This is a genomic window from Streptomyces sp. NPDC090045, assembly GCF_044747975.1.
Classification (GTDB): domain Bacteria; phylum Actinomycetota; class Actinomycetes; order Streptomycetales; family Streptomycetaceae; genus Streptomyces.
Window position 1 is genome coordinate 286,546 of the sequence record NZ_JBIVFA010000001.1, and the last position, 20,982, is coordinate 307,527.

General features: G+C 73.6%; 19 protein-coding genes and 1 tRNA gene. 14 read left to right on the forward strand and 6 right to left on the reverse strand.

Annotated elements, in window-relative coordinates:
• Positions 1-39 precede the first annotated feature (39 nt).
• From ACIPYQ_RS01275 to ACIPYQ_RS01290, 4 genes are all read left to right on the forward strand, one after another.
• On the forward strand, positions 40-1,614 hold the full coding sequence (locus ACIPYQ_RS01275; RefSeq protein WP_401245089.1) for an Ig-like domain repeat protein: 1,575 nt from the start codon (positions 40-42) through the stop codon (positions 1,612-1,614).
• Between the two features lie 131 nt (positions 1,615-1,745).
• Positions 1,746-3,743 (forward strand): WxL protein peptidoglycan domain-containing protein, encoded by a 1,998-nt coding sequence (locus ACIPYQ_RS01280; RefSeq protein WP_401245091.1) that lies wholly within the window; start codon positions 1,746-1,748, stop codon positions 3,741-3,743.
• A gap of 17 nt (positions 3,744-3,760) precedes the next feature.
• The gene (locus ACIPYQ_RS01285) at positions 3,761-4,678 is read left to right on the forward strand and encodes a sortase (protein ID WP_401245093.1); all 918 of its coding nucleotides are present in this window, start codon (positions 3,761-3,763) and stop codon (positions 4,676-4,678) included.
• Positions 4,679-4,689: 11 nt separating this feature from the next.
• Entirely contained in the window at positions 4,690-5,505 is an 816-nt protein-coding gene (locus ACIPYQ_RS01290) for a phosphate ABC transporter ATP-binding protein (protein ID WP_361756999.1), read from the forward strand.
• 21 nt (positions 5,506-5,526) lie between these two features.
• Here ACIPYQ_RS01290 and ACIPYQ_RS01295 read toward each other — a convergent pair whose 3' ends face one another.
• The gene (locus tag ACIPYQ_RS01295) at positions 5,527-6,846 is read right to left on the reverse strand and encodes a phosphoribosyltransferase family protein (RefSeq protein ID WP_401245095.1); all 1,320 of its coding nucleotides are present in this window, start codon (positions 6,844-6,846) and stop codon (positions 5,527-5,529) included.
• A gap of 297 nt (positions 6,847-7,143) precedes the next feature.
• Here ACIPYQ_RS01295 and ACIPYQ_RS01300 point away from each other — a divergent pair, with 297 nt between their 5' ends.
• On the forward strand, positions 7,144-7,449 hold the full coding sequence (locus tag ACIPYQ_RS01300) for a cupin domain-containing protein (RefSeq protein ID WP_361756993.1): 306 nt from the start codon (positions 7,144-7,146) through the stop codon (positions 7,447-7,449).
• Between the two features lie 74 nt (positions 7,450-7,523).
• Here the strand turns inward: ACIPYQ_RS01300 and ACIPYQ_RS01305 are convergent.
• Positions 7,524-7,596, reverse strand: a tRNA-Arg gene (locus ACIPYQ_RS01305).
• 333 nt (positions 7,597-7,929) lie between these two features.
• Between ACIPYQ_RS01305 and ACIPYQ_RS01310 the strand changes: the two genes are divergently transcribed.
• From ACIPYQ_RS01310 to ACIPYQ_RS01330, 5 genes are all read left to right on the forward strand, one after another.
• Positions 7,930-9,549, forward strand: a complete 1,620-nt coding sequence (locus tag ACIPYQ_RS01310; RefSeq protein WP_401245097.1) for a dynamin family protein — start codon at positions 7,930-7,932, stop codon at positions 9,547-9,549.
• Between the two features lie 4 nt (positions 9,550-9,553).
• Complete coding sequence (locus tag ACIPYQ_RS01315) at positions 9,554-11,416, forward strand: GTPase (protein ID WP_401245099.1); 1,863 nt, start codon at positions 9,554-9,556, stop codon at positions 11,414-11,416.
• 99 nt (positions 11,417-11,515) lie between these two features.
• Positions 11,516-11,923 (forward strand): single-stranded DNA-binding protein, encoded by a 408-nt coding sequence (locus ACIPYQ_RS01320; RefSeq protein ID WP_361756985.1) that lies wholly within the window; start codon positions 11,516-11,518, stop codon positions 11,921-11,923.
• Positions 11,924-12,084: 161 nt separating this feature from the next.
• Positions 12,085-13,272 carry a thioester domain-containing protein gene (locus ACIPYQ_RS01325; RefSeq protein ID WP_401245102.1) on the forward strand — a complete coding sequence of 396 codons (1,188 nt, stop codon included), beginning with the start codon at positions 12,085-12,087 and terminating at the stop codon, positions 13,270-13,272.
• Between the two features lie 123 nt (positions 13,273-13,395).
• On the forward strand, positions 13,396-14,883 hold the full coding sequence (locus tag ACIPYQ_RS01330; RefSeq protein WP_401245104.1) for a bifunctional phosphatase PAP2/diacylglycerol kinase family protein: 1,488 nt from the start codon (positions 13,396-13,398) through the stop codon (positions 14,881-14,883).
• A 6-nt stretch (positions 14,884-14,889) separates the two neighbouring features.
• On the opposite strand, the gene ACIPYQ_RS01335 is transcribed toward ACIPYQ_RS01330, so the two are convergent.
• The 3 genes from ACIPYQ_RS01335 to ACIPYQ_RS01345 form a co-directional block, all read right to left on the reverse strand.
• Complete coding sequence (locus ACIPYQ_RS01335) at positions 14,890-15,465, reverse strand: hypothetical protein (RefSeq protein ID WP_401245106.1); 576 nt, start codon at positions 15,463-15,465, stop codon at positions 14,890-14,892.
• Positions 15,466-15,539: 74 nt separating this feature from the next.
• Positions 15,540-16,355 (reverse strand): sulfite exporter TauE/SafE family protein, encoded by an 816-nt coding sequence (locus ACIPYQ_RS01340; RefSeq protein WP_401245108.1) that lies wholly within the window; start codon positions 16,353-16,355, stop codon positions 15,540-15,542.
• A gap of 136 nt (positions 16,356-16,491) precedes the next feature.
• The gene (locus ACIPYQ_RS01345; protein WP_401245110.1) at positions 16,492-17,037 is read right to left on the reverse strand and encodes a hypothetical protein; all 546 of its coding nucleotides are present in this window, start codon (positions 17,035-17,037) and stop codon (positions 16,492-16,494) included.
• 180 nt (positions 17,038-17,217) lie between these two features.
• Here ACIPYQ_RS01345 and ACIPYQ_RS01350 point away from each other — a divergent pair, with 180 nt between their 5' ends.
• From ACIPYQ_RS01350 to ACIPYQ_RS01365, 4 genes are all read left to right on the forward strand, one after another.
• Positions 17,218-17,445 (forward strand): hypothetical protein, encoded by a 228-nt coding sequence (locus ACIPYQ_RS01350; RefSeq protein WP_401245112.1) that lies wholly within the window; start codon positions 17,218-17,220, stop codon positions 17,443-17,445.
• Positions 17,446-17,645: 200 nt separating this feature from the next.
• Positions 17,646-19,310 (forward strand): energy-dependent translational throttle protein EttA, encoded by a 1,665-nt coding sequence (gene ettA / locus ACIPYQ_RS01355; protein ID WP_361756964.1) that lies wholly within the window; start codon positions 17,646-17,648, stop codon positions 19,308-19,310.
• A 10-nt stretch (positions 19,311-19,320) separates the two neighbouring features.
• Positions 19,321-19,821, forward strand: a complete 501-nt coding sequence (locus tag ACIPYQ_RS01360; RefSeq protein ID WP_401245114.1) for an acyl-CoA thioesterase — start codon at positions 19,321-19,323, stop codon at positions 19,819-19,821.
• Positions 19,818-20,546, forward strand: coding sequence for a hypothetical protein (locus tag ACIPYQ_RS01365; RefSeq protein ID WP_361756958.1), 729 nt, complete (start codon positions 19,818-19,820; stop codon positions 20,544-20,546). The genes ACIPYQ_RS01360 and ACIPYQ_RS01365 overlap by 4 nt, the downstream gene beginning before the upstream one ends.
• 15 nt (positions 20,547-20,561) lie before the next feature.
• On the opposite strand, the gene ACIPYQ_RS01370 is transcribed toward ACIPYQ_RS01365, so the two are convergent.
• Complete coding sequence (locus ACIPYQ_RS01370; RefSeq protein WP_361756955.1) at positions 20,562-20,966, reverse strand: globin; 405 nt, start codon at positions 20,964-20,966, stop codon at positions 20,562-20,564.
• Positions 20,967-20,982 lie beyond the last annotated feature (16 nt).

The following is a 20,982-nucleotide window of genomic DNA, read 5'->3' on the forward strand; positions in this document are numbered from 1 at the left end:
AGCTGATCCCTCACCTGATCTTCTGATTCTGGAGACGTTGTGCTGAAGAACAGATTTTCACGGGCCCTGGCCCTCGGTGTCGCCACCCTGACCGCCGCCTTCGCGGCGGGTCTGGCCGGGGCGAGCGCCGCGTACGCCGCCCCGATCGGCACCATCGACATCAACCCGGCGACCGGCGCCGACACCTCCGGCATCGCCTTCACCACCTCCGGCGCCTGCCCGGCGAACGCCACCAACGTGCTGGTGAAGGTGGAGGGTTCCGGCTTCCCCGCCGGCGGCCTGAACGTGGTCGGCAACTCCCCGATCACCACGTACCCGACCGCCCCCAACGGCGGCATGGTCATCCCGCTCACCTCCACCATGCGGGACTACGCCAGCCAGGCCGGCTTCACCACCCTGCAGGGCAAGTACGACTTCACGGTCATCTGCCGGACCGCGTTCAACGGCACCAGCCTCGGCGACTACACCGGCGCGGTCTGGTTCACCTCGAACACCACCTACCAGAACACCGACCCGGCGGTGAAGACCGACACCACCACCGCCCTCGCGGTCACCCCGGCCGGCCCCGCCCAGGCGGGCACCCCGGTCACCCTCACCGCCACCGTCGCCCCGGGCGGCGCCGGCGGCACCGTCCAGTTCAAGGACGGCGCGAGCAACCTCGGCACCGCCGTGACCGTCGCGAACGGCACCGCGGCCCTCACCACCAGCAACCTCGCCGCGGGCACGCACGACCTGACCGCCGTCTTCACGCCGGCGAGCGCCTCGTACAACGGCTCCACCTCGGCGCACGTCTCCTACGTGGTCCAGGCCGTCCCGGCCACCGCGACCACCACCGCCCTCGCCGTCTCCCCGGCCTCCACCGCGCCGCAGTTCAGCCCGGTGACCCTGACCGGTACGGTCACGCCCGCCGGCGCGGCCGGCGCGGTGAAGTTCACCGACACGGTGGGCGGCAACACCACCACCCTGGGCACCGTGCCCGTCGCCAACGGCACCGCCGTGTTGACCACCAGCAGCCTGCCGGTCGGCGACCACTCCTTCACCGCCGTGTTCGTGCCCGCCGACGCGGGCGCCTACCTGGGCTCCGACTCGGGCGCCATCCCGTACGTGGTCGGCGCGTTCGCCGGAGTGACCGCCTCCGAGACCATCACCACCACCGTCAACGCCGGCGCGCTGGTCATCAGCGTCGCCAACCCGCAGGTCACCCTGCCCTCGCCGGTCCTGAACGCCGACGGCGACCTGCTGACCACCGCCGGGTCCATCAACCCGGTCACCCTCACCGACACGCGTGCCGGAAACCCGGGCTGGACCGTCAGCGGCCAGGTCACCGACTTCTCCGACGGTGCCACGCACGCCATCAACGGCCAGAACCTCGGCTGGTCCCCGAAGGTCGTCGACAAGGCGCCCGCGCAGACCGTCACGGCCGGCTCCGCCGTCGCCGCGGCGCACGGCGCGGCCGCCGGCGATGCGGGCACCGCGGGCCTGAAGTCCGCCCGCACCCTGGCCAACGGCACCGGCCTCGGCACCTCGCACGTCACCGCCGACCTCGCGCTGAACGTCCCGACCTCGACGGTTGCCGGCACCTACAGCGCCACCCTCACCCTCACCGCCATCTGATCCAGGCGTGAGCCCCGGGGCGGAACGGACCCTTCCCTTCTCCTCCGCCGTTCCGCCCCGCCCCTGACGCCCGGATCGCACCCCCTATGCCTGGACCGCACCCCCCTTCGCCCGGATCGGACGCCCGCGCCATGACCTCCACCGCCCCAGCCCGGCGCAGCAGCCGTCCGGGCCCGCCCGTGGCAGCCCTGCTGCTGACCCTGCTGCTCGCGCTGCTCCCCGTACCGGCCGCGCACGCGACCGCGGCGACCCCCGCGCCCGGTGAGGACCGCAAGGCGACCTTCGGCGTGCAGCCGGCCGGCCCGAAGGAACCCGACGCCCGCGCCCACTTCTCGTACGGGGTCACCGGCGGCGCGGGCCTGCGCGACCAGATCGCCGTCTGGAACTACGGCGACGAGCCGCTGACCGTCGCCGTCTACGCGAGCGACGCCGTCAACACCGTCGACGGCGGCTTCGACCTGCTCCCCGCAGGTCAGGCGCCGAAGGACGCGGGCAGCTGGATCAAGCTGGAGAAGGACACGGTCACGGTCCCGCCGAAGGCCAAGGTCATCGTGCCCTTCACCCTCGCCGTGCCCCGGGACGCCACCCCCGGCGACCACACCGCCGGCATCGTCGCCACCCTCGCCGGCGGCGGCCAGGACGCCCAGGGCAACAAGGTCCGCCTCGACCAGCGCGTCGGCACCCGCGTCTACCTCCGCCTCGCCGGGGAACTGACCCCGCGCCTGGCCGTGGAGGACGTGAAGGCCTCGTACGCGGGCACCTTCCACCCCTTCGGCACCGGCTCCGCGACCGTGACGTACACCCTGCGCAACACCGGCAACGTCCGCCTCGGCGCCCGCCAGGCCGTACGGATCAACGGCCTGATCGGCGGCTCCGTCACCGCGGGCGGCCTCAAGGACCTCGGCGACCTGCTGCCCGGCAGCTCCCTGACCATCACGGCGAAGGCCGACGGCGTGGTGCCGATGCTGCGCTCCTCGGCCGTCGTCTCCGTCCAGGCGGTCGCCACCCGCGAAGGCGTGGACCCCAAACTCCCGTCCCTGACCCGCTCGGTGTCGCTGTGGACGGTTCCGTGGACGCTGCTCGCCCTGGTTCTCGCGATCACCGCGTGCGGGCTGTGGCTGTGGCGCCGCCGGCGCCTGGCCCGGGCGGCGGCCACCGCGTCGGCGCGCCGGCGCACCACACCCGAGATCGCCAAGAAGGAGCCCATCGTGCACTTCACCCGTCCCTCCCGGCGCGACGCGGCCGGAATCGCCGTGTTCGCCGCCGCCGTCGCGACGCTGGCCGCCACGGCCGCCGTCGCCCTGCCCGGGGCGGCCCAGGCCGCCCCGACGGGCACGGCGGTGATCAACCCGGCCACCGGCCTGGACACCACCAGCGTCGACCTCGCCACCTCGGCGGCCTGCCCGGCGCCCGCCACCAACATCCTCGTGAAGGTGACCGGCAAGGGCTTCCCGGCCGAGGGCAAGAACGTGGTGGGCAACTCGCCGATCTCCACGTACGGGCAGGCGCCGTCGGGCGGCCTCGTCATCCCGCTGACGATGACCATGCGCGACTACGCCAACGAGGCCGGCTTCACCACCCTGGAGGGCCGCTACGACCTGACCGTGGTGTGCCGCAAGGCCTTCGGCACCGAGACGTACGGGGATTTCACCGGGTCGATGTGGTTCACGTCGAACACGGAGTACCGGACGACGGACCCGGGCGGCGGCCAGCCGACCCCGACGCCCACGCCCACGCCCACGGCCACACAGGGCCCGACGCCCACCCCGACGCCCACGGGCACCCAGACGCCGTCCCCGACCCCGACCACCACCTCGACCTCCACCCCGGACCCCTCCGGGAGCCCGACCCCGACCACCACCTCCACCGCGACCGGCGGCACCGGCCTCGGCCTGTCCACCAACGTCACCACCGGCGGCGCGGGCACCACCGCGGGCACCACCGGGGGCAGCGGGACCACCGGCGGCTCCGGCTCCGGCGGCGGTGGCCTGGCCAACACCGGTACGGACGCCACCACCCTCGCCCTGATCGCCGCGGGCCTGGTGCTGACCGGCGGCTCGGCCGTCTGGTGGGCCCGCCGCCGCGGCCTGCTGACCTTCTCGGGCGCCTCCGGCACCCCGGGCAACTGAACGACGGAGAAGGACAGATGACGGTCACCTCCACCGAGCCGGTGGACGTGCGCCCCGACCCCGCCGGAGTCTGGAAGGCTCCGGCGGGCAAGGCGGCGCGCCCCGCCCCGGCCGCCGGCCCCGGCCTGTGGGCCGCCGGAGCCGCCCTGGCCATCCTGGGCGCGCTCCTCCTCGGCTTCGTCGCCGAGGTCGGCCCGCTCGGCCACCTGCGCCACGACCGGGACCGGCGCGTGGGCTACGCCCAGTTGCGCGACAAGCTCGCCAACGCCACCGCCCCCGTGGGGCCTGCGGCGGTCGGCGACCCGGTCGCCCTGCTGACCATCCCGCAGATCGGCGTACGGGAGGTCGTGCGCGAGGCGACCACCGCCGAGGTGCTGGCGTCGGGCCCCGGGCACCGCCGCGACACCGTGCTCCCCGGCCAGCCCGGGACCAGCATCCTGATGGGCCGCCAGGCGGGCTACGGAGGCCCGTTCGGCGACATCGAGGACCTGGAACGCGGCGAGACCTTCACGGTGACCACCGGGCAGGGGGAGCACGAGTACAAGGTGCTGGGCGTCCGCCGCGCCGGCGACCCGCAGCCCGCCAGGCCGAAGGGCGAGGCGGGCCTGCTGACCCTGATGACCGCCGACGGCACCCCGTACATGCCGGGCGGGGTGCTCCAGGTCGACGCCGAACTCGTCTCGCCCGCCCAGCAGTCCGGCGGGCGCGCCTCCGGCCGGCTGCCCGCCGACGAGGCCCCGATGGCCGGCCAGCCCTCGGCCTGGGTCCCGCTGGTCCTGTGGGCCCAGGCCCTGCTGCTCGCGGCGGCCGCCCTGGCCTGGGCCCGGGTCCGCTGGGGCCGCGGCCACACCTGGCTCGTCGGCTTCCCCGTACTGGCCGCGCTCGGCCTCGCGGTGTCCGACCAGGCCGCCCTGCTCCTGCCCAACCTCCTGTGATCGAGGCCCCCATGACCGAGACGCTCACCCTGCCCCAGGCCACCTCCACGGGTGCCTCCTCCCTGGACGCCCGCGGGATCTCCGCCTGGTTCGGCGGCCGCAAGGTCCTCAACCGGGTCTCGCTGACCATGCCCGGAGGCCAGGTCACCGCCCTGATCGGCCCCTCGGGCTGCGGGAAGTCGACCTTCCTGCGCATCCTGAACCGGATGCACGAGCTGATCCCGGGCGCCGAACTGGCCGGCGAGGTCCTGCTGGACGGCGAGGACATCTACGCCCGCGGCCGGCGGCTGACGGACGCCCGCCGGCGCATCGGCATGGTCTTCCAGAAGCCCAACCCCTTCCCGGCGATGTCGGTCTACGACAACGTCACGGCTGGCCTGAAGCTCACCGGGATCCGCGCCTCGACGGCCGTGAAGGACGACCTGGTGGAGGAGTGCCTCGGCAAGGCGGGTCTGTGGAAGGAGGTCCGCGACCGGCTGCGCCAGCCCGGCGGCGCGCTCTCGGGCGGCCAGCAGCAGCGCCTGTGCATCGCCCGCTCCCTCGCGGTCCGCCCCCGGATCCTGCTGATGGACGAACCCTGCTCCGCCCTGGACCCGACCTCGACCCGCCGCATCGAGGAGACCATCCGCGACCTGGCCGACGAGGTCACCATCGTGATCGTCACCCACAACATGCAGCAGGCGGCCCGCGTCTCCGACCAGTGCGCCTTCTTCCTGGCGGAGCAGGGCACGCCCGGCCAGATCGTCGAACACGGCCCCACCCCGGCCATGTTCTCCACCCCCTCCGACCCGCGCACGGCGGACTACGTCGAGGGCCGCTTCGGCTGAAGCGGGCCGGGCGGGCGCCCGTCACCGCACCAGGTGCAGGGCGAACCAGTCCCGGGCCAGGGCGGCCACCTCGTCCAGGGCGCCCGGCTCCTCGAAGAGGTGGGTGGCCCCCGGAACGATCTCCAGCCGGTTCTCGCAGCGCAGTTCGCGCTGGGCCCCGCGGTTGAGGTCGAGCACCGTCGTGTCCCGGCTCCCCACCACGAGGAGCGTGGGCGCCCGTACGGCGGCGAGCCGCGGGCCGGCGAGGTCGGGGCGGCCGCCGCGGGAGACCACGGCGCCGATCCCGGAGGCTGTGTCGGCGTCCGCGGCGGCGTCCGCGGCGTCCGCGGCGGCCCACAGCGCCGCCGCGGCGCCGGTGCTCGCCCCGAAGTAGCCGATCGGCAGGGGCACGCGGCTCCGCAGCCAGCGGGTGGCCTCCGCGAGCCGGCCGGCCAGGGGCTCGATGTCGAAGACGTTGGCCCGGTCCGCCTCCTCGGCGGGGGTGAGCAGGTCGAAGAGCAGGGTGCCGAGCCCCGCCCGGTTCAGCTCCGCCGCCACCGCGCGGTTGCGCGGGCTGCGCCGGCTGCTGCCCGAGCCGTGGGCGAACACCACGACCGCCCCGGCACCCTCCGGCAGGGCGAGGTCCCCGGCCAGGGTGAGGCCGCCGGCGTCCACCTCGACCGCGGACACCACGGCGGCCGGGCCGGATGCCCGGCCCGGTCCGGGACCGGCGTCCGCCCGCGTCAGCAGGGCGACGACCTCCTCGTCGGGGGTCTGGGAGAAGTCCTCGTACCACTCGCCGACGGCGCGGAAGGCGCGCGGTGTGGAGAGGCACACCACCTCGTCGGCCTCGGTGCGCAGCCAGGCGACCGCGTCCGGCGGCGCCACCGGAACGGCCAGCACCACCCGTGCCGCGCCCTGCGCCCGTACGACCTCGCAGGCGGCCGCGGCCGTGGCCCCGGTGGCGATCCCGTCGTCGACGACGATCACCGTGCGCCCGGCGAGGGCCACCCGCGGCCGGTCGCCGCGGAACCTGCGCGCCTGCCGGGCCAGCTCGGCCTCCTCGGCGTGCTCGACCGCGGCGAGGTCCTGCTGCCGGACCCGGCTGCTGCGGACGATGTCCTCGCTGATGACGCGTACGCCGCCCTCGCCGATGGCGCCGAAGCCGAGCTCCCGGTGGTAGGGGACGCCGAGCTTGCGGACCACGATCACGTCGAGCGGGGCGCCGAGTGCCCGCGCGACCTGGAAGGCCACCGGGACTCCGCCGCGGGGCAGGCCCAGGACGACCGGATCCTCCCCCTGCAGGTGAAGGAGCGCCTCGGCGAGACGCTCTCCCGCGTCCGTGCGATGTGTGAACAGCACGGGGGCTCACCCCCAAACAGGGGAGACGGAATCCACGCACACACCTACTTCGACGCAACCCCATCCACGGCCCGTCCGCAAGTCGGTGCCGGCCGTGTCCGCAGCGACGGCGAAGCGTCGGTTCGGGTGACTCTGCGTGAGCCTCGGACGGCCCGTCCGAGTGACCGCCGAAACGCCTCCCGCCGGTGCCCCGCAGGCTTTACCCGACGGTCGACCAACCGGCGTACCGGCGGCGGTAGCGTCCAGGCATCCACCCGTCACCGTCCCCCCGTCCGGGGTGACTCCAGGAGGCATGCCATGAGTCTGGTCAACCTGTTCGACGCGGCATCGACGATGCCCGCGGCCTGGTGCTCCGAGGTGCTCGGGGAGATCGGCACCGCCTCCGTGAAGCTGCTGCGCATGGACGGCACGCCGGTGGCGGAGGAGTCGCACGGCGCGGCCGAGATCCTCATCGTGCTCGACGGCCGCCTCGAACTGGCCGTCCGGGGCGCCGCGGTCACCGTGGGCCCCGGGGAGCTGTACCGCATCCCGGCCGGGACACACCACGAGGTGCGCCCCGGCAGCCACGGGACCCTCCTGATCGTGGAGGTCCCGGAGGAATGACCGGCAGAACCGTCCCGCCACCGGACAGAAAAAAGGCCCTCCGCGGGGGAGGGCCTGAGAAAGGACGTGGAGAGTGCCCCCGGCAGGACTCGAACCTGCGGCCAAGTGCTTAGAAGGCACCTGCTCTATCCACTGAGCTACGGGGGCCGGAAGGTGGCCTTGGTGGGGCCTGGAGCCCCTGGTGGGGGTGGGACTGCGGTCCGTGCCGGGTCAAGGATAGGGCTCCGGTCGCCTTGTCCCGGTTGCTTCACTCGCGGGCCACGATGTGGAGGTTCGGTGAAGCGGTCCCGATAATCGCAGGCAGGTGCGATTCTCGCATCGCTTTTGCGCCGCGGCGCCCTTGGTGTTGTGCACTCGTTATGCCTGCGCCCCACTCGTCCGTCGTGCCCAGAATGTCCCACTGGAGTCGCGGTCGGCGCGCAGAGGACGTATAAGCTTCAAAAATGGTCCTAAATTGGGCATTCTTCGCATGTGGTGACCTTGGATGTTCGGCCTCAGCTGCTCGATGCCCTGTCCGCCCTGCGCGACCGGGTCGCGTCCGTGCGTCTGCCGCTGCCTCTGCCCGGCGCCCCGCGCGCCCGCCAGACCAGAGCCGAGCTGCTCGCGCAGCTCGACGACTACCTCGTACCCCGGCTGAAGGCGCCCGAGGCGCCGATGCTCGCCGTCGTCGGCGGGTCCACCGGGGCCGGTAAGTCCACCCTCGTCAACTCCCTCGTCGGACGGCAGGTCAGCGAAGCCGGAGTGCTGCGCCCGACCACGCGCACCCCGGTGCTCGTCTGCCATCCCGATGACCATCACTGGTTCGCCGGAATGCGCGTGCTGCCCGATCTGATGCGCGTCTGGGTGCCCCACGAAGAGGAGGAGCCCCCCTCGGCCAAGTCCCGGGCCCGGCCCCGCGACCGCGCCCGCGGCGACACCCACGCCACCCGCGAGATGCGCATCGAGACCGTCTCCAGCCTGCCGCGCGGACTGGCCATCCTCGACGCCCCCGACATCGACTCCCTCGTGGTCGAGAACCGGACACTCGCCGCCGAACTCATCTGCGCCGCCGACGTCTGGGTGATGGTCACCACCGCCTCGCGGTACGCCGACGCCGTCCCCTGGCACCTGCTGCGCACCGCCAAGCAGTACAAGGCCACCCTCATCACCGTCCTCGACCGGGTCCCGCACCAGGTGCTGGCCGAGGTCTCACGGCAGTACGGGGCCCTGCTCACCAAGGCCGGGCTGGGCGACGTACCGCGCTTCACCGTCCCGGAACTGCCCGAATCGGCCGGCGGGGGCGGGCTGCTCCCGGCCAGCGCCGTCGCCCCGCTCTTCGCCTGGCTCGCCCACCACGCCCAGGACCCGGCCGCCCGGCAGTACGCCGTCGGGCGGACGGCGCTCGGCGCGCTGGACTCCCTCAAGCGCCGGATGCCGGAACTCGCCTCCGCCGTCGCCGCCCAGCACGCCGCCGCCGTACGGCTGACCTCGGCCGTCGAGGACGCGTACCGGCGCGAGGGCAAAAGGGTCCGGGGCCGCCTCGACCACGGTGCCGTGCTGGCCGGGGACGCGCTGACCCGGTGGCGCGGTTACCCGCTCGACACGAGCGCCGACGAACTGCTCGACTCCCTCGCCGAATCCCTCGCCGCACTGCTCCAGTGCGCCGTCGCCGCCGCCGACGAACGGATCGCCGAGGCCTGGCGGCGCGAGCCCGCCGCCGGCGCGGTATCGCTGCCCGCGCCCGACAGGGAGGCGGGGGAACGCATCGGCATGGCCGTACGGCACTGGCGGCGCGTGCTGGAGGAACTCGCCGAGGAGGAGGTGGCCCGGCTCGACAAGCAGCCCGCACCCGACCCCGACGGCGTCGCGGCCCTGCTCGTCGCCGCCCTCCTCGGCGGCAAACGCGCCCGTCCCGCGGGCGAGAAGCTCGCCGAACGCATCGGCGCCCAGGCCGCCCTGCGGCTGCGCGACCGGGGCGGCGAACTGGTCGGCGACCACCTCGACCAGGTGCTGCGCGCCGAGCGCGACCGCCGGCTCGCCCCGCTCGAAGCGCTCGAAGTGACCCCGGAACCACAGGCCGAGCTCATTGCCGCGCTGTCCGTACTGCAGAAGGAGAGGTGACGCGGTGACCGCCCTGACCGACCGGACCGACGACCGCTGGGACGACGGACTCATCGCGCGCTCGCGGCCCCGGGCCGCCGGCGGGATCGAGGACGACGGGACCGACGGCAGCGACGAGGACGACGAGGGCGACGTCGGCGACGAGGCGCTCGTACGGGCCGTCTCCGGCGCGGGCAGCGACGGCGGCAAGTCGCCCGCGCCCCCGCTCAGCCCGGAGGCGCAGGCCCTGCGCCTGCGCCTCGACGCGCTGCGCCAGCTCGTCGGACTGTCCCGGACCAGGCTCGACGGCAAGACCCTCGCCGAGGCCGGGCGGGTCCTCGACGAGGCGGCGGCGCGCCGCGGACTCTCCCCGCAGCACACGGTCGTCGCGATCGCCGGAGCCACCGGAAGCGGCAAGTCCACACTTTTCAATTCACTCGCCGGGGTGCAGATCTCCGAGACCGGGCTGCGCCGCCCGACGACCGCGGCGCCCATCGCGTGCAGTTGGTCGGACGGGGCCGCCGGACTGCTGGACCGCCTGGAGATCCCCGGAAGGCTGCGCCGCCGGCCCCGCGAGACCTCGGAGGCGGAGGCCCTGCGGGGGATGGTCCTCGTCGACCTGCCCGACCTGGACTCGGCGGTCTGCGCGCACCGGGACCACGTGGACCGCGTCCTGGCGCTGGTCGACGCCGTGGTGTGGGTGGTGGACCCGGAGAAGTACGCGGACGCGGTCCTGCACGAGCGGTACCTGCGGCCGCTGGCCGGGCACGCGGAGGTGACCTTCGTCGTGCTGAACCAGGTGGACCGGCTGCCCGGCGAGGCCGCCGACCTCGTCCTGGACGACCTGCGCCGGCTCCTCGACGACGACGGGATCGCGCTCGGCGAGCACGGCGAGCCCGGCGCCACGGTCCTCGGCCTGTCCGCGCTGACCGGGGAGGGGGTCGGGGAACTGCGCGAACTCCTCGGACAGTTCACCCAGGAGAAGGGCGCCGCCACCCGGCGGATCTCCGCCGACGTCGACCGCGCCGCCGGGCGCCTGCGGCCGCTCTACGTCGCCGACGGACACGCGGGGCCGGAGATCGGCGAGGCGGCGCGCGCCGAGTTCGAGGACCGCCTCGCCGAGGCGGTCGGGGCGTACGCGGCCGGGCTCGCCGCCGAGCGCGCCTGGCGGCGCAACGCCGGCAAGGCGTGCGGGACGCCCTGGCTGCGGCTGTGGCGGTGGTACGAGAGCCGGCGCGCGCCGCGCTCCCTGGCCGGTCTGGCCGCGCTGGCGGCGATCGGCGGCCGGGGCACGACGGTCGCGCCGGCGCCGGTCGAGGAGGAGGTGACCGCCCGTCAGCGGGTGGAGCAGGCCGTACGGGCGGTCGCCGACGAGGCGGTGGCCGGCCTGCCCGAGCCGTGGGCGCAGGCGGTCCGGGAGACCGCCGTGCGCGGCGCCGACCGGCTCCCGGAGGCACTGGACGAGATCGCGGTGACGCTGGGGGCGGCGGTCGCGGTGCCCAGCGTCAAACCGCCGCGGCCCACGTGGTGGCCGGCGGCCGTGCTGGCGCAGGCGGCCATGACGCTCGTGCAGATCTACGGTGGACTGTGGCTGGTCGGGCAGATCGTCGGGGTCCTGGAGCCCAGACTGCTGCCGCCGGTGCTGCTGATGGTGTCGGGCATCATCGGCGGGCCCCTCGTGGAATGGGCCTGCTCGATCGCCGCCCGGGGCCCGGCGCGCCGGTACGGGCAGGACGCGGAGCGCAGGCTGCGGCAGGCGGCGGCCGGATGCGGGCGGGCCCGGGTGCTGGAACCGGTGGCGGCGGAGCTGCTGCGCTACCGGGAGGTGCGGGAGCAGTACGCCACGGTGGCCGCAGGGGGGAGCAGGTTGTCCACAACCCGCCAGTAATCCACAGGCCGGAGCGGGGATCCGCGGCCTGCCCCAGCATGGGTCGTAGCTCGTACGGATGGTCCGCGCGGGCACGGACGACGGGGGAGGGCGGCCGGGATGAACGACACCCAGGTGACGCTGGTGGGCTGCGTGGCCACGCAGATCGACTACAAGGAAACGGTGAACGGTCCGGCGGCACGGTTCCGGTTCGCGGTGACGCCGAGGTACTTCGACCGGCGCAAGGAAGCCTGGACGGACGGGGCCACCAGCTTCTACACGGTGTGGGCGCGGCGGGCGCTCGCCGTCAATCTCGCCGGTTCCGTATCGGTCGGCGAACCGCTGGTGGTGCACGGGCGGCTGCGCGTGCGGGAGGACCCGCCCGACGGGGACGGCAAGCGGTGGGTCTCCGCGGAGATCGACGCTTCCGCCATCGGCCACGACCTGAACCGCGGGACGGCGGCCTTCCGGCGCGTGGTGCGAACGGACACCCCACTGATGGCCAATCAGAAGGCGGCGGTGGTCTGAGTGTTCGAGGCGGTTAGGATTCCCCGGTACTCACGGGCACCTGGGTCTTTGGCCCGAAGGGGAAGACTGTGTCGATTGCCGTTCCCGCATCCTCCGCTCCTGATCCCGCTCCTGGCTCCGCGCCTCGTTCCGCCGCCGGCCCGGTTCCTCGCTCCACTGCTGTGCCTGCTCCTCTGGAACCTCCCGCCGCGGTACGGGGCTCCGCGCGCCGGCCGCTGGCGGTGGCCCTGCTGGCCGCGGCCCTCGCCGCCGCGCCCGGCGCCACGGCCGCCGCCGACTCCGACCCGGTGGCGCCCCGTGTGCCGGAGGGCGCGAGCGCCGTCCTGGACGGGCTCAAGACGTACGGGCAGGCGGTCCTGCGCTCCGGGGACGGATCGGTCCGGCAGATCCCGGCCGGGCTCTACGAGATGCGGGTCGACGGCGGCGGGATGCTCCAGACGTACGGGGTCGGCGTGGCGGGCAACGCCCAGCCGCAGGCCCGGTACACCGAGAGCGGCTGGGGCGGCAGCCCGCTCGCCGGCAACCGGGAGGCGGGCCGGATCCGCTGGGTCCTGGAGCACTCCTATCCACAGCTGAACGATCTGGCCGGGCTCGCCAAGGCGGCCGGGGCGGACGCGCTCACCGCGGAGAGCGCGGCGGCCGGGACCCAGGTGGCGATCTGGCGGCTGGCGGACGGGGTGCACGTCGAGGCGGCGGACCCGGCGGCCGAGAAGCTCGCCGACTACCTGCAGCGGGCGGCCGGGCAGCTGCCGGAGCCGCCGGCCTCGCTGGGGCTGGATCCGGGCGACGTGTCGGGGCCGGTCGGCACCCGGATCGGCCCGGTGACCGTGCGGACCGGGGCGCGGAGCGTGTCGGTCGTCCCGGACGCGGCGGCCGTCGCGATGGGGGTGCGCGTGGTGGACGGCGAGGGGCAGCCCGTGAACACCGCCGCCAACGGGAGCCGGCTGTACTTCGAGGTGCCGGCGGGCACCCCCGACGGGACGGCCTCGATCACCGTCCACGGTGCGACCAAGGTGCCGGTCGGGCGGGTCTTCACCAGCGGGGTGCCCGCCCAGACGCAGATCGTGGCGGGCTCCAGCGAGTCCGCGGCCGCCGCCACGGCCACCGCGCTCTGGCCGCCGGCCCCCGTGACCGAGGCGGGCACGGCCTCCGGCTCGGATGCGGTGGCGCTGGGCGCGCCGTCGGTGGCCGTGCCGACGACCTCCCCGGACGAGGAGCGGCTGGCGACCAGCGGCAGCTCGGCGGCCACCCCGGTCATCGCCTCCCTGGCGGTGGGCCTGGTGGTCCTGGGCGGCCTGGTGGTCCTGCTGCTGCGCAAGCGCCCGCTGGACGGGGAGGACGAGGCGTAGCCCTCCCGGTGCGCTGCCGGGTGGGACGTGCGGGCCTGGTGGGACGGGTGTGCCTGGTGGATCCGTTGGGCCGGGTGGCCGCCGGGGCGGGTTCGGATCGGCTGCCCCGGGTAGGGGCGGGAGATGGCTGATCAGCAACTGACCTGGCAGGGTGCCGTCGCACGATGGGACCGGCTGCTGTTCGACGCGGTGGCCCGGCGGCACTGGCCGGGGGCCGACCGGGTGCTGCCCCGGCTCGGGCGGGCCGCGAACCACGGCGTGCTGTGGGGCGGCACCGCCGCGGCGATCGCCGTCTTCGGCTCGGCCCGGGGCCGCAAGGCGGCCGGGCGCGCGGTCGCCTCGCTCGCACTGGCCTCCGCGACCATCAACACCGTCGGCAAGTGGTCCGTACGCCGGCCGCGGCCGCTGCTGCACGGGGTGCCCGCGGTGCGGCAGCTGGCGACGCAGCCGCAGACCACCTCCTTCCCGTCCGGGCACTCGGCATCGGCCTTCGCCTTCACCGCCGGGCTGGCGCTGGAGTCCCCGGGCTGGGCGGCGGCGGTGGCTCCGGTCGCCGCGTCCGTGGCGTTCTCCCGCGTCTACACCGGCGTGCACTACCCCTCCGACGTGCTCGCGGGCGCGGCCCTGGGGGTGGCCGCGGCCGGAGTCGTACGCCGCCTCGCGCGGGACGCGCAGGAGGCCCGGGTCGTGCCGGGCGACGAGCGGACGGCCGCCGGCGTGCCCGCGCTGCCCGAGGGCGCCGGGCTGACCGTGGTGGTCAACAACGGCTCGGGCACGGCCGCGGACGCGGGGCTCGACCTCCTGCGCACCCGGCTCCCCCAAGCCGAGGTGATCGAGTGCGAGGGCGCCGACCTGGTCCCCACCCTGGCGGCGGCGGCCGAGCGGGCCACCGTGCTCGGGGTCTGCGGCGGCGACGGCACGGTCAACGCGGCCGCCACCGCCGCCCTGCGCGCCGGGGTGCCGCTGGCCGTGTTCCCCGGCGGCACCCTCAACCACTTCGCGATGGACCTCGGCCTCGGCGGCAGCGAGGACACCTGCCGCGCCGTGGCCGACGGGCACGCCGTCCGTGTCGGCGTGGGCCGCTTCTCCCCGGGCCACGGCGACGCGCCGGCCGCGGACCCCGGCTACTTCCTGAACAACTTCAGCATCGGCGCCTACCCGGAGCTGCTGGGCCACCGGCTGCGCTGGGGCCCGCGCATCGGCGGCGGCCCCGCCGCGCTGCTGGCGGCCTGGCGGGTGCTGCGCGCCCAGCGGCCCGTGCGACTGCGGCTGGCCGGGAGGCCCCGGAGCGTATGGCTGCTGTTCGCCGGCAACGGCACCTACCACGGCACCGGCCCCACCCCCCGCCGCCGCGACAGCCTCGGCGAGGGCCTGCTCGACCTCCGGATCGTCTACGGCGGCGGCCGCCCCGGCCCCCGGCTCCTGGCCGCCGCCCTCGCGGGCCCCCTGAGCCGCTCCCCGGTCCACACCGCCACCCGCCTGCGCAGCCTGCGCATCGGCGACATCCCGAAGGGCACACCACTCGCCTACGACGGCGAATACGCCGAGGCCCCGCCCGCCCTCGTCCTCGACGAACTTCCCGACGCCCTCACGATCTACCGCCCCCGCTGATCCCGCTCACGGGCCGACCGCCGGCGGGCCGTCCGATGCCGGCCCCACCCCCAGGTCGGCCCGCATGGCGCCGCGCATGGCCTGCCACTGGTCCCCGACGCCCGCCAGGACCGCGTGTATCTCCTCGAACGACTGCCCGGGCCGCGGGTTGCCCTCCTCCAGGCGCATGGTCCGGCTGTACGCGCGGGAGAGGGTCTTGGTCATGGCATCCAGCTCGGCCAGCACCGGGTCGGAGGCGATCATCTGAGCCTCCGCGAACGCGGCGTGCATGGCGTGCCGGGCGTCCTCCAGGTCCGCCCGCCCCTGCGGCGTGACCTCTCCCTTGTGGACGAGCCACAGGTAGTTCATGAGCTCCACGCGGTAGCGGCGGTAGCCGGCGTTCGCCGTCACGTAGCACTGGCGCCGCTGTTCCAGATCGGTGATCTGCCGCTCGCGCTGCCACTGGGCACCGGCCAGCCGCTCCTGGCGCGCGAACTGCTCCGCCTGCACGCGGGCCGCCAGGCGTTGAGAGAGGACGGACGCGATGAGCGTGCCCGTGACGCCCACGACCGCGACCGCCAACCCGATGAGTGCGCTTCCCACTGGACCCCCCGGCCGACCGATGCCCTCAGGTCAGGGGCATCCCGCCCCGTGACACGTCCATGATCGCGGCTGAGTCAGTGGTGGCGGGCCAGTTTGACCGCGGAAACGAGGAGGATCAAGGCCAGGGCGGGGATGAGCACCAGGTCCGGGAAGACGCCGAGGAGCAGCCCGCCCAGCACCGCACCGGCGACCGAGCCCGCGGCCATGGCCAGGGTGAAGCGGAGGTTCGCGCCGAGCACCGCGAAACTCCCGTCACGGCTGTAGCGGGCGAAGGCCACGAGCATGGTCGGCAGGGACACCAGCAGGGAGAGGCTTCCGGCGGTCTTGATGCCGACCCCGAACAGCAGCACGATCGTCGGGATCAGCAGCTCGCCCCCGGCCACGCCCATGATCGCCGCGACCACCCCGATCCCGAACCCGGCCACGACCCCGCACGGCACCTGCGCCCAGAGCGGCAGCGCGAGCGGGTCCAGGGTGGTGGTGTGCGTGAGCAGCAGGGCGCCGGCCATGAGCACCATCAGGGCGGCCAGCACCTTGTAGAGGGTGGAGCTGCGCATCCGTACCGCCCAGGTCGCTCCGGCCCAGGCCCCCAGCAGGCTGCCGGCCAGCAGGTTGACCGCGACGGGCCAGCGTGCGGCCACCTCGGCGGCCGGCACCGCCGCCAGCCGGGCGGGCAGCGCGACCAGGACCACGACCAGGCTCATGGCCTTGTTCAGGATGACGGCCGAGAGCGCGGCGAACCCGAAGAGGCCGATCAGCAACGGCAGGCGGAACTCCGCGCCGCCCAGCCCGATCATCCCGCCCAGCACGCCGATGGCCGCTCCCGCACCGAACACCACGGGTGCCGCATGCTTCGATCGGAGGGGGACGAGGTCCTGGTCAGCGGTCACAACGGGCATCCTCACCGCCGGCCGCCCGTGCCCGCTACGGCACGCCCCCACCTTCGGGGAAAGCCACCGCGTGCCCGCCCGGGATTCGTCCCAACGTCCAGCGAGGACGACCCACGCGAACGAGGAATGGCCCACGTCAAGAAGCCACGCCCAGGTCGGCCCGCATGGCGCCACGCATGACCGCCCACTGTTCGTTGGCCCGCAGCAAGTCGGTCCGTATTTCCTCGAACGAGCCCTCGGGTACGGCGTTGCCTTCCTCCAGGCGCATGATCCGCATGTACGAGTGCGCGAGGGTCTGCGTCATGGAGTCCAGCTCGGCCAGCACCGCATCGGAGGAGACCATCTGCGCCTCGGCGAAGGAAGCATGCATCGCGTGGCGTGCGTCCTCCAGGGTCGTACGTGACTCCACAGCGACCTCGCCCTTGTGAACAAGCCACAGATACTTCATGAGCTCGATGCGGTAGCGGCGGTATCCAGAGTTTGCGGTCACATAGCAGTCACGCCGTTTGCCCAGCTCGACGACCTGTTGCTCGCGGGCCCACTGGGTGGTGGCCGCACGTTCCTGACGTTCGAAGCGGTTCGATTCGGCCCGTGCGACGAGCCGCTGCGACAGGACGGGGGACAGGAGAGTGCCCGCTACGGCGATGGTCGTGCCGGCGAGTGCCAGCAGGGTGTTGTCCACGGTTCCCTCCGAAGGGTCGGCCCTGCACTCGGCGCAGCGCCATCGGTTCTACTGCCCTGAAGAAGACGCTGCCGACCGCCCTCCGGGTTCGGCCCCCGCAAGCGACTGCATCCTTTGGCCTACGGAGTTCTCGGCCCTGTGGAGGACGATCTTGCGGTGCCGCCGCGAGAGGGTTGATCCGTGCGAACAACCATCGGATACACCGTCGAAAGCATCGGCTACGTCGTAGGAGCCCAGGGGCTGGTCAGCTTCGCTTCGCAGACCTTCTTCGGCACGGAGTGGGGCTGGATGCACAAGGTCGTCGACCTTCCGTCCACCGCTTACCTCGGCGTTCTCGTCGTGGGGCTGGCGCTCGTCGTCGTCGGGGTGAAGACGCGGAAGGCGTCCGAGCGCCCGGAGGCCGCCTGAGCAGGGTCCGTCCCGGGCCGTCTGGGGCCGCCGGAGAGCCGCCAGCGGCTACCGATGACGACCGGTGGTGACCAGAGCGTGAGGCCCGCTCCCCTGGCGCCCCAGCTCAGGGGGCCGGGCCATACGCGTTTCCCCCAGGGTATGGACGCCTGGCAAGATGGGGTGTATCTGCCCACCATCGATCTGCCGGACGGTTTCTCTTGGCTGAGTTCATCTACACCATGCGCAAGACGCGCAAGGCGCACGGCGACAAGGTGATTCTTGATGACGTCACCCTGAACTTCCTGCCCGGCGCGAAGATCGGTGTGGTCGGCCCGAACGGCGCCGGTAAGTCCACCGTTCTGAAGATCATGGCGGGCCTGGAGCAGCCGTCCAACGGCGATGCCTTCATCACGCCCGGCTTCACCGTCGGCATCCTGATGCAGGAGCCCAAGCTCGACGAGTCGAAGACCGTTCTGGAGAACGTCCAGGACGGCGCCGCCGAGGTCATGGGCAAGCTCAAGCGCTTCAACGAGGTCGCCGAGCAGATGGCGACCGACTACACCGACGCGCTCATGGACGAGATGGGCAAGCTCCAGGAGGACCTGGACCACGCCAACGCCTGGGACCTCGACGCCCAGCTGGAGCAGGCCATGGACGCCCTGGGCTGCCCGCCCGGCGACTGGCCCGTCACCAACCTCTCCGGTGGCGAGAAGCGCCGCGTCGCGCTCTGCAAGCTGCTGATCGAGGCCCCGGACCTGCTCCTCCTCGACGAGCCCACCAACCACCTCGACGCCGAGTCGGTGAACTGGCTGGAGCAGCACCTCTCCCAGTACAAGGGCGCCGTCGTGGCCGTGACCCACGACCGCTACTTCCTGAACAACGTCGCCGAGTGGATCCTCGAGCTCGACCGCGGCCGCGCGCACCCGTACGAGGGCAACTACTCCACCTACCTGGAGAAGAAGGCCACCCGTCTCAAGGTCGAGGGCCGCAAGGACGAGAAGCGCCAGAAGCGCCTCAAGGAAGAGCTGGAGTGGGTGCGGTCCAACGCCAAGGGGCGTCAGACCAAGTCCAAGGCCCGTCTGGCCCGCTACGAGGAGATGGCGGCCGAGGCGGACAAGATGCGGAAGCTGGACTTCGAGGAGATCCAGATCCCGCCGGGCCCGCGCCTCGGTTCCATCGTCGTCGAGGTCAACAACCTCTCCAAGGCCTTCGGCGACAAGGTCCTGATCGACGACCTGTCCTTCACCCTGCCGCGCAACGGCATCGTGGGCATCATCGGCCCCAACGGCGCCGGCAAGACCACGCTGTTCAAGATGATCCAGGGTCTGGAGGCGCCGGACTCCGGCTCCGTCAAGATCGGCGAGACCGTCAAGATCTCGTACGTCGACCAGTCCCGCGCCAACATCGACCCCAAGAAGACCCTCTGGGCGGTCGTGTCGGACGAGCTGGACTACATCAACGTGGGCCAGGTCGAGATGCCGTCCCGCGCGTACGTCAGCGCCTTCGGCTTCAAGGGCCCGGACCAGCAGAAGCCGGCCGGCGTCCTCTCCGGTGGTGAGCGCAACCGCCTCAACCTGGCGCTGACGCTCAAGGAGGGCGGCAACCTGCTGCTCCTCGACGAGCCCACCAACGACCTCGACGTCGAGACCCTGTCCTCGCTCGAGAACGCGCTCCTCGAGTTCCCCGGTGCGGCCGTGGTCATCTCCCACGACCGCTGGTTCCTCGACCGGGTCGCCACGCACATCCTGGCGTACGAGGGCGAGTCCAAGTGGTACTGGTTCGAGGGCAACTTCGAGTCGTACGAGAAGAACAAGGTCGAGCGTCTCGGTGCGGACGCCACCCGCCCGCACCGCGCCACCTACAAGAAGCTCACCCGAGGCTGAGGTAGCCGTCATGGCCAGACACCACTACCGGTGCCCCCTGCGCTGGGCGGACATGGATGCCTTCGGGCACGTCAACAACGTCGTCTTCCTCCGCTATCTGGAGGAGGCGCGGATCGACTTCATGTTCCGCCTCGCGCCGGGGGAGGGCAGCGAATCCTTCACGGGCGGCTCCGTCGTGGCCCGCCACGAGATCGACTACAAGCTGCCCCTCGTGCACCGTCACGAGCCGGTCCTCATCGAGTCCTGGGTGACCCGGATAGGCGCCGCGTCCCTGACCATCCGCTACGAGGTCAAGGACGAGGCGACCGAGGACGCGCCCGAGACGGTCTACGTGCGCGCCGAGACCGTGGTCGTGCCCTACGACCTCGCCGCGGGGCGGCCCCGCCGCATCACGGCCGAGGAGAGGCGCTTCCTGGAGGAGTACCTCGACGAGCCCGCGACCGCGTCCGCGCCCGCGACCGCATCGGCCTCCGCTTCCGGCGCTGGCCGGGAAGGACGCCTCGCGGCATGAACGAGCAGTTGCGCTTCGCCGATTCCGGGGAGGCGGCGGACCTCGCCGCCTTCCTGGGCCGGCTGGTGCACTACGACCGCGCCGCCGCCGTCCGCCTCCAGGCGGGCGGCGGTGCGCTCGGCGTCTTCGGACGGCCGCCGTCCTTCGAGGTCCTGGCCATCCGTACGGTGCGGCTCGCCGCACCCGTCGCCACGCCGCTCGACCTGACCGTGTCCGCCGGCGAGCTCCTGGAGTCCGTCGACGAGGCCTCGGCCGCGGCCACCGTGCCCGGTCCGGTCACCGGACCGCCCTGGACCGGGGTGCTCCCGCCCCGCGGCGGCTGGCGGCAGCTGCCGGGGCTGCCCGGCCCCCGGGCGATGGGAGAGGCCGTCGCGGCCGCCGTCGCCGAGTTCCGGGCCCGCGACGAGGCCCTGCCCGTGCAGCACCGGACCCGGTCCGAGCGCGACCGCATCGGCCGCGAGATCTGGTCCCGCACCCTGGGCGACACCGAACTCCCGCTGCGCGCCGTGCACGCCGCGCAGTCCCTGGGCTTCCTGCGGCCGGTACGGGCCACCGTGCCCGCCTCCGCCGCCCCCGCGTCGGCCCCCGTGTCCGCCGCCCCCGACTCCGTGGCGCTCCTCGCCGCCGGAAGCTGGCTGCGGCTGCGCACCCCGTACGGCTCCGTCGCCACCCGCCGTCCCGGCGTCACCGGCGGCCTGGGCGCCCTCCAGGTCCGTCCGGTCTGATCCGGGGGCCGGGCCCTAACCTGCCGTGTTGATCATCGACGCGGCGGCGTACGTCAGGTACTTCCACAGCTGCGCCTCGTGCTCCGGCGCCAGGCCCAGCTCGTCCACCGCGACCCGCATGTGCTTCAGCCAGGCGTCGTGCGCCGCAGCGTCCACCTGGAACGGCGCGTGCCGCATCCGCAGGCGCGGGTGCCCGCGGTGCTGGCTGTAGGTGGTCGGCCCGCCCCAGTACTGCATCAGGAACAGCGCGAACCGCTCCTCGGCGGGGCCCAGGTCCTCCTCCGGGTACATCGGGCGCAGCAGCGGGTCCTCCGCGACCCCCTGGTAGAAGCGCCGGACGAGGCGGCGGAAGGTGTCCTCGCCGCCCACCTGCTCGTAGAAGGTCTGCTCCTGAACCGTGCCCCGCGGAATGTCATTCACCCGACCATCGTCTCAG

Bases quoted from the DNA above. Each gene is read 5' to 3' on its own strand.
- ACIPYQ_RS01280 (WP_401245091.1), top strand. From the start codon at position 1,746: ATGACCTCCACCGCCCCAGCCCGGCGCAGCAGCCGTCCGGGCCCGCCC.
- ACIPYQ_RS01285 (WP_401245093.1), top strand. From the start codon at position 3,761: ATGACGGTCACCTCCACCGAGCCGGTGGACGTGCGCCCCGACCCCGCC.
- ACIPYQ_RS01290 (WP_361756999.1), top strand. From the start codon at position 4,690: ATGACCGAGACGCTCACCCTGCCCCAGGCCACCTCCACGGGTGCCTCC.
- ACIPYQ_RS01300 (WP_361756993.1), top strand. From the start codon at position 7,144: ATGAGTCTGGTCAACCTGTTCGACGCGGCATCGACGATGCCCGCGGCC.
- ACIPYQ_RS01320 (WP_361756985.1), top strand. From the start codon at position 11,516: ATGAACGACACCCAGGTGACGCTGGTGGGCTGCGTGGCCACGCAGATC.
- ACIPYQ_RS01330 (WP_401245104.1), top strand. From the start codon at position 13,396: ATGGCTGATCAGCAACTGACCTGGCAGGGTGCCGTCGCACGATGGGAC.
- ACIPYQ_RS01360 (WP_401245114.1), top strand. From the start codon at position 19,321: ATGGCCAGACACCACTACCGGTGCCCCCTGCGCTGGGCGGACATGGAT.
- ACIPYQ_RS01365 (WP_361756958.1), top strand. From the start codon at position 19,818: ATGAACGAGCAGTTGCGCTTCGCCGATTCCGGGGAGGCGGCGGACCTC.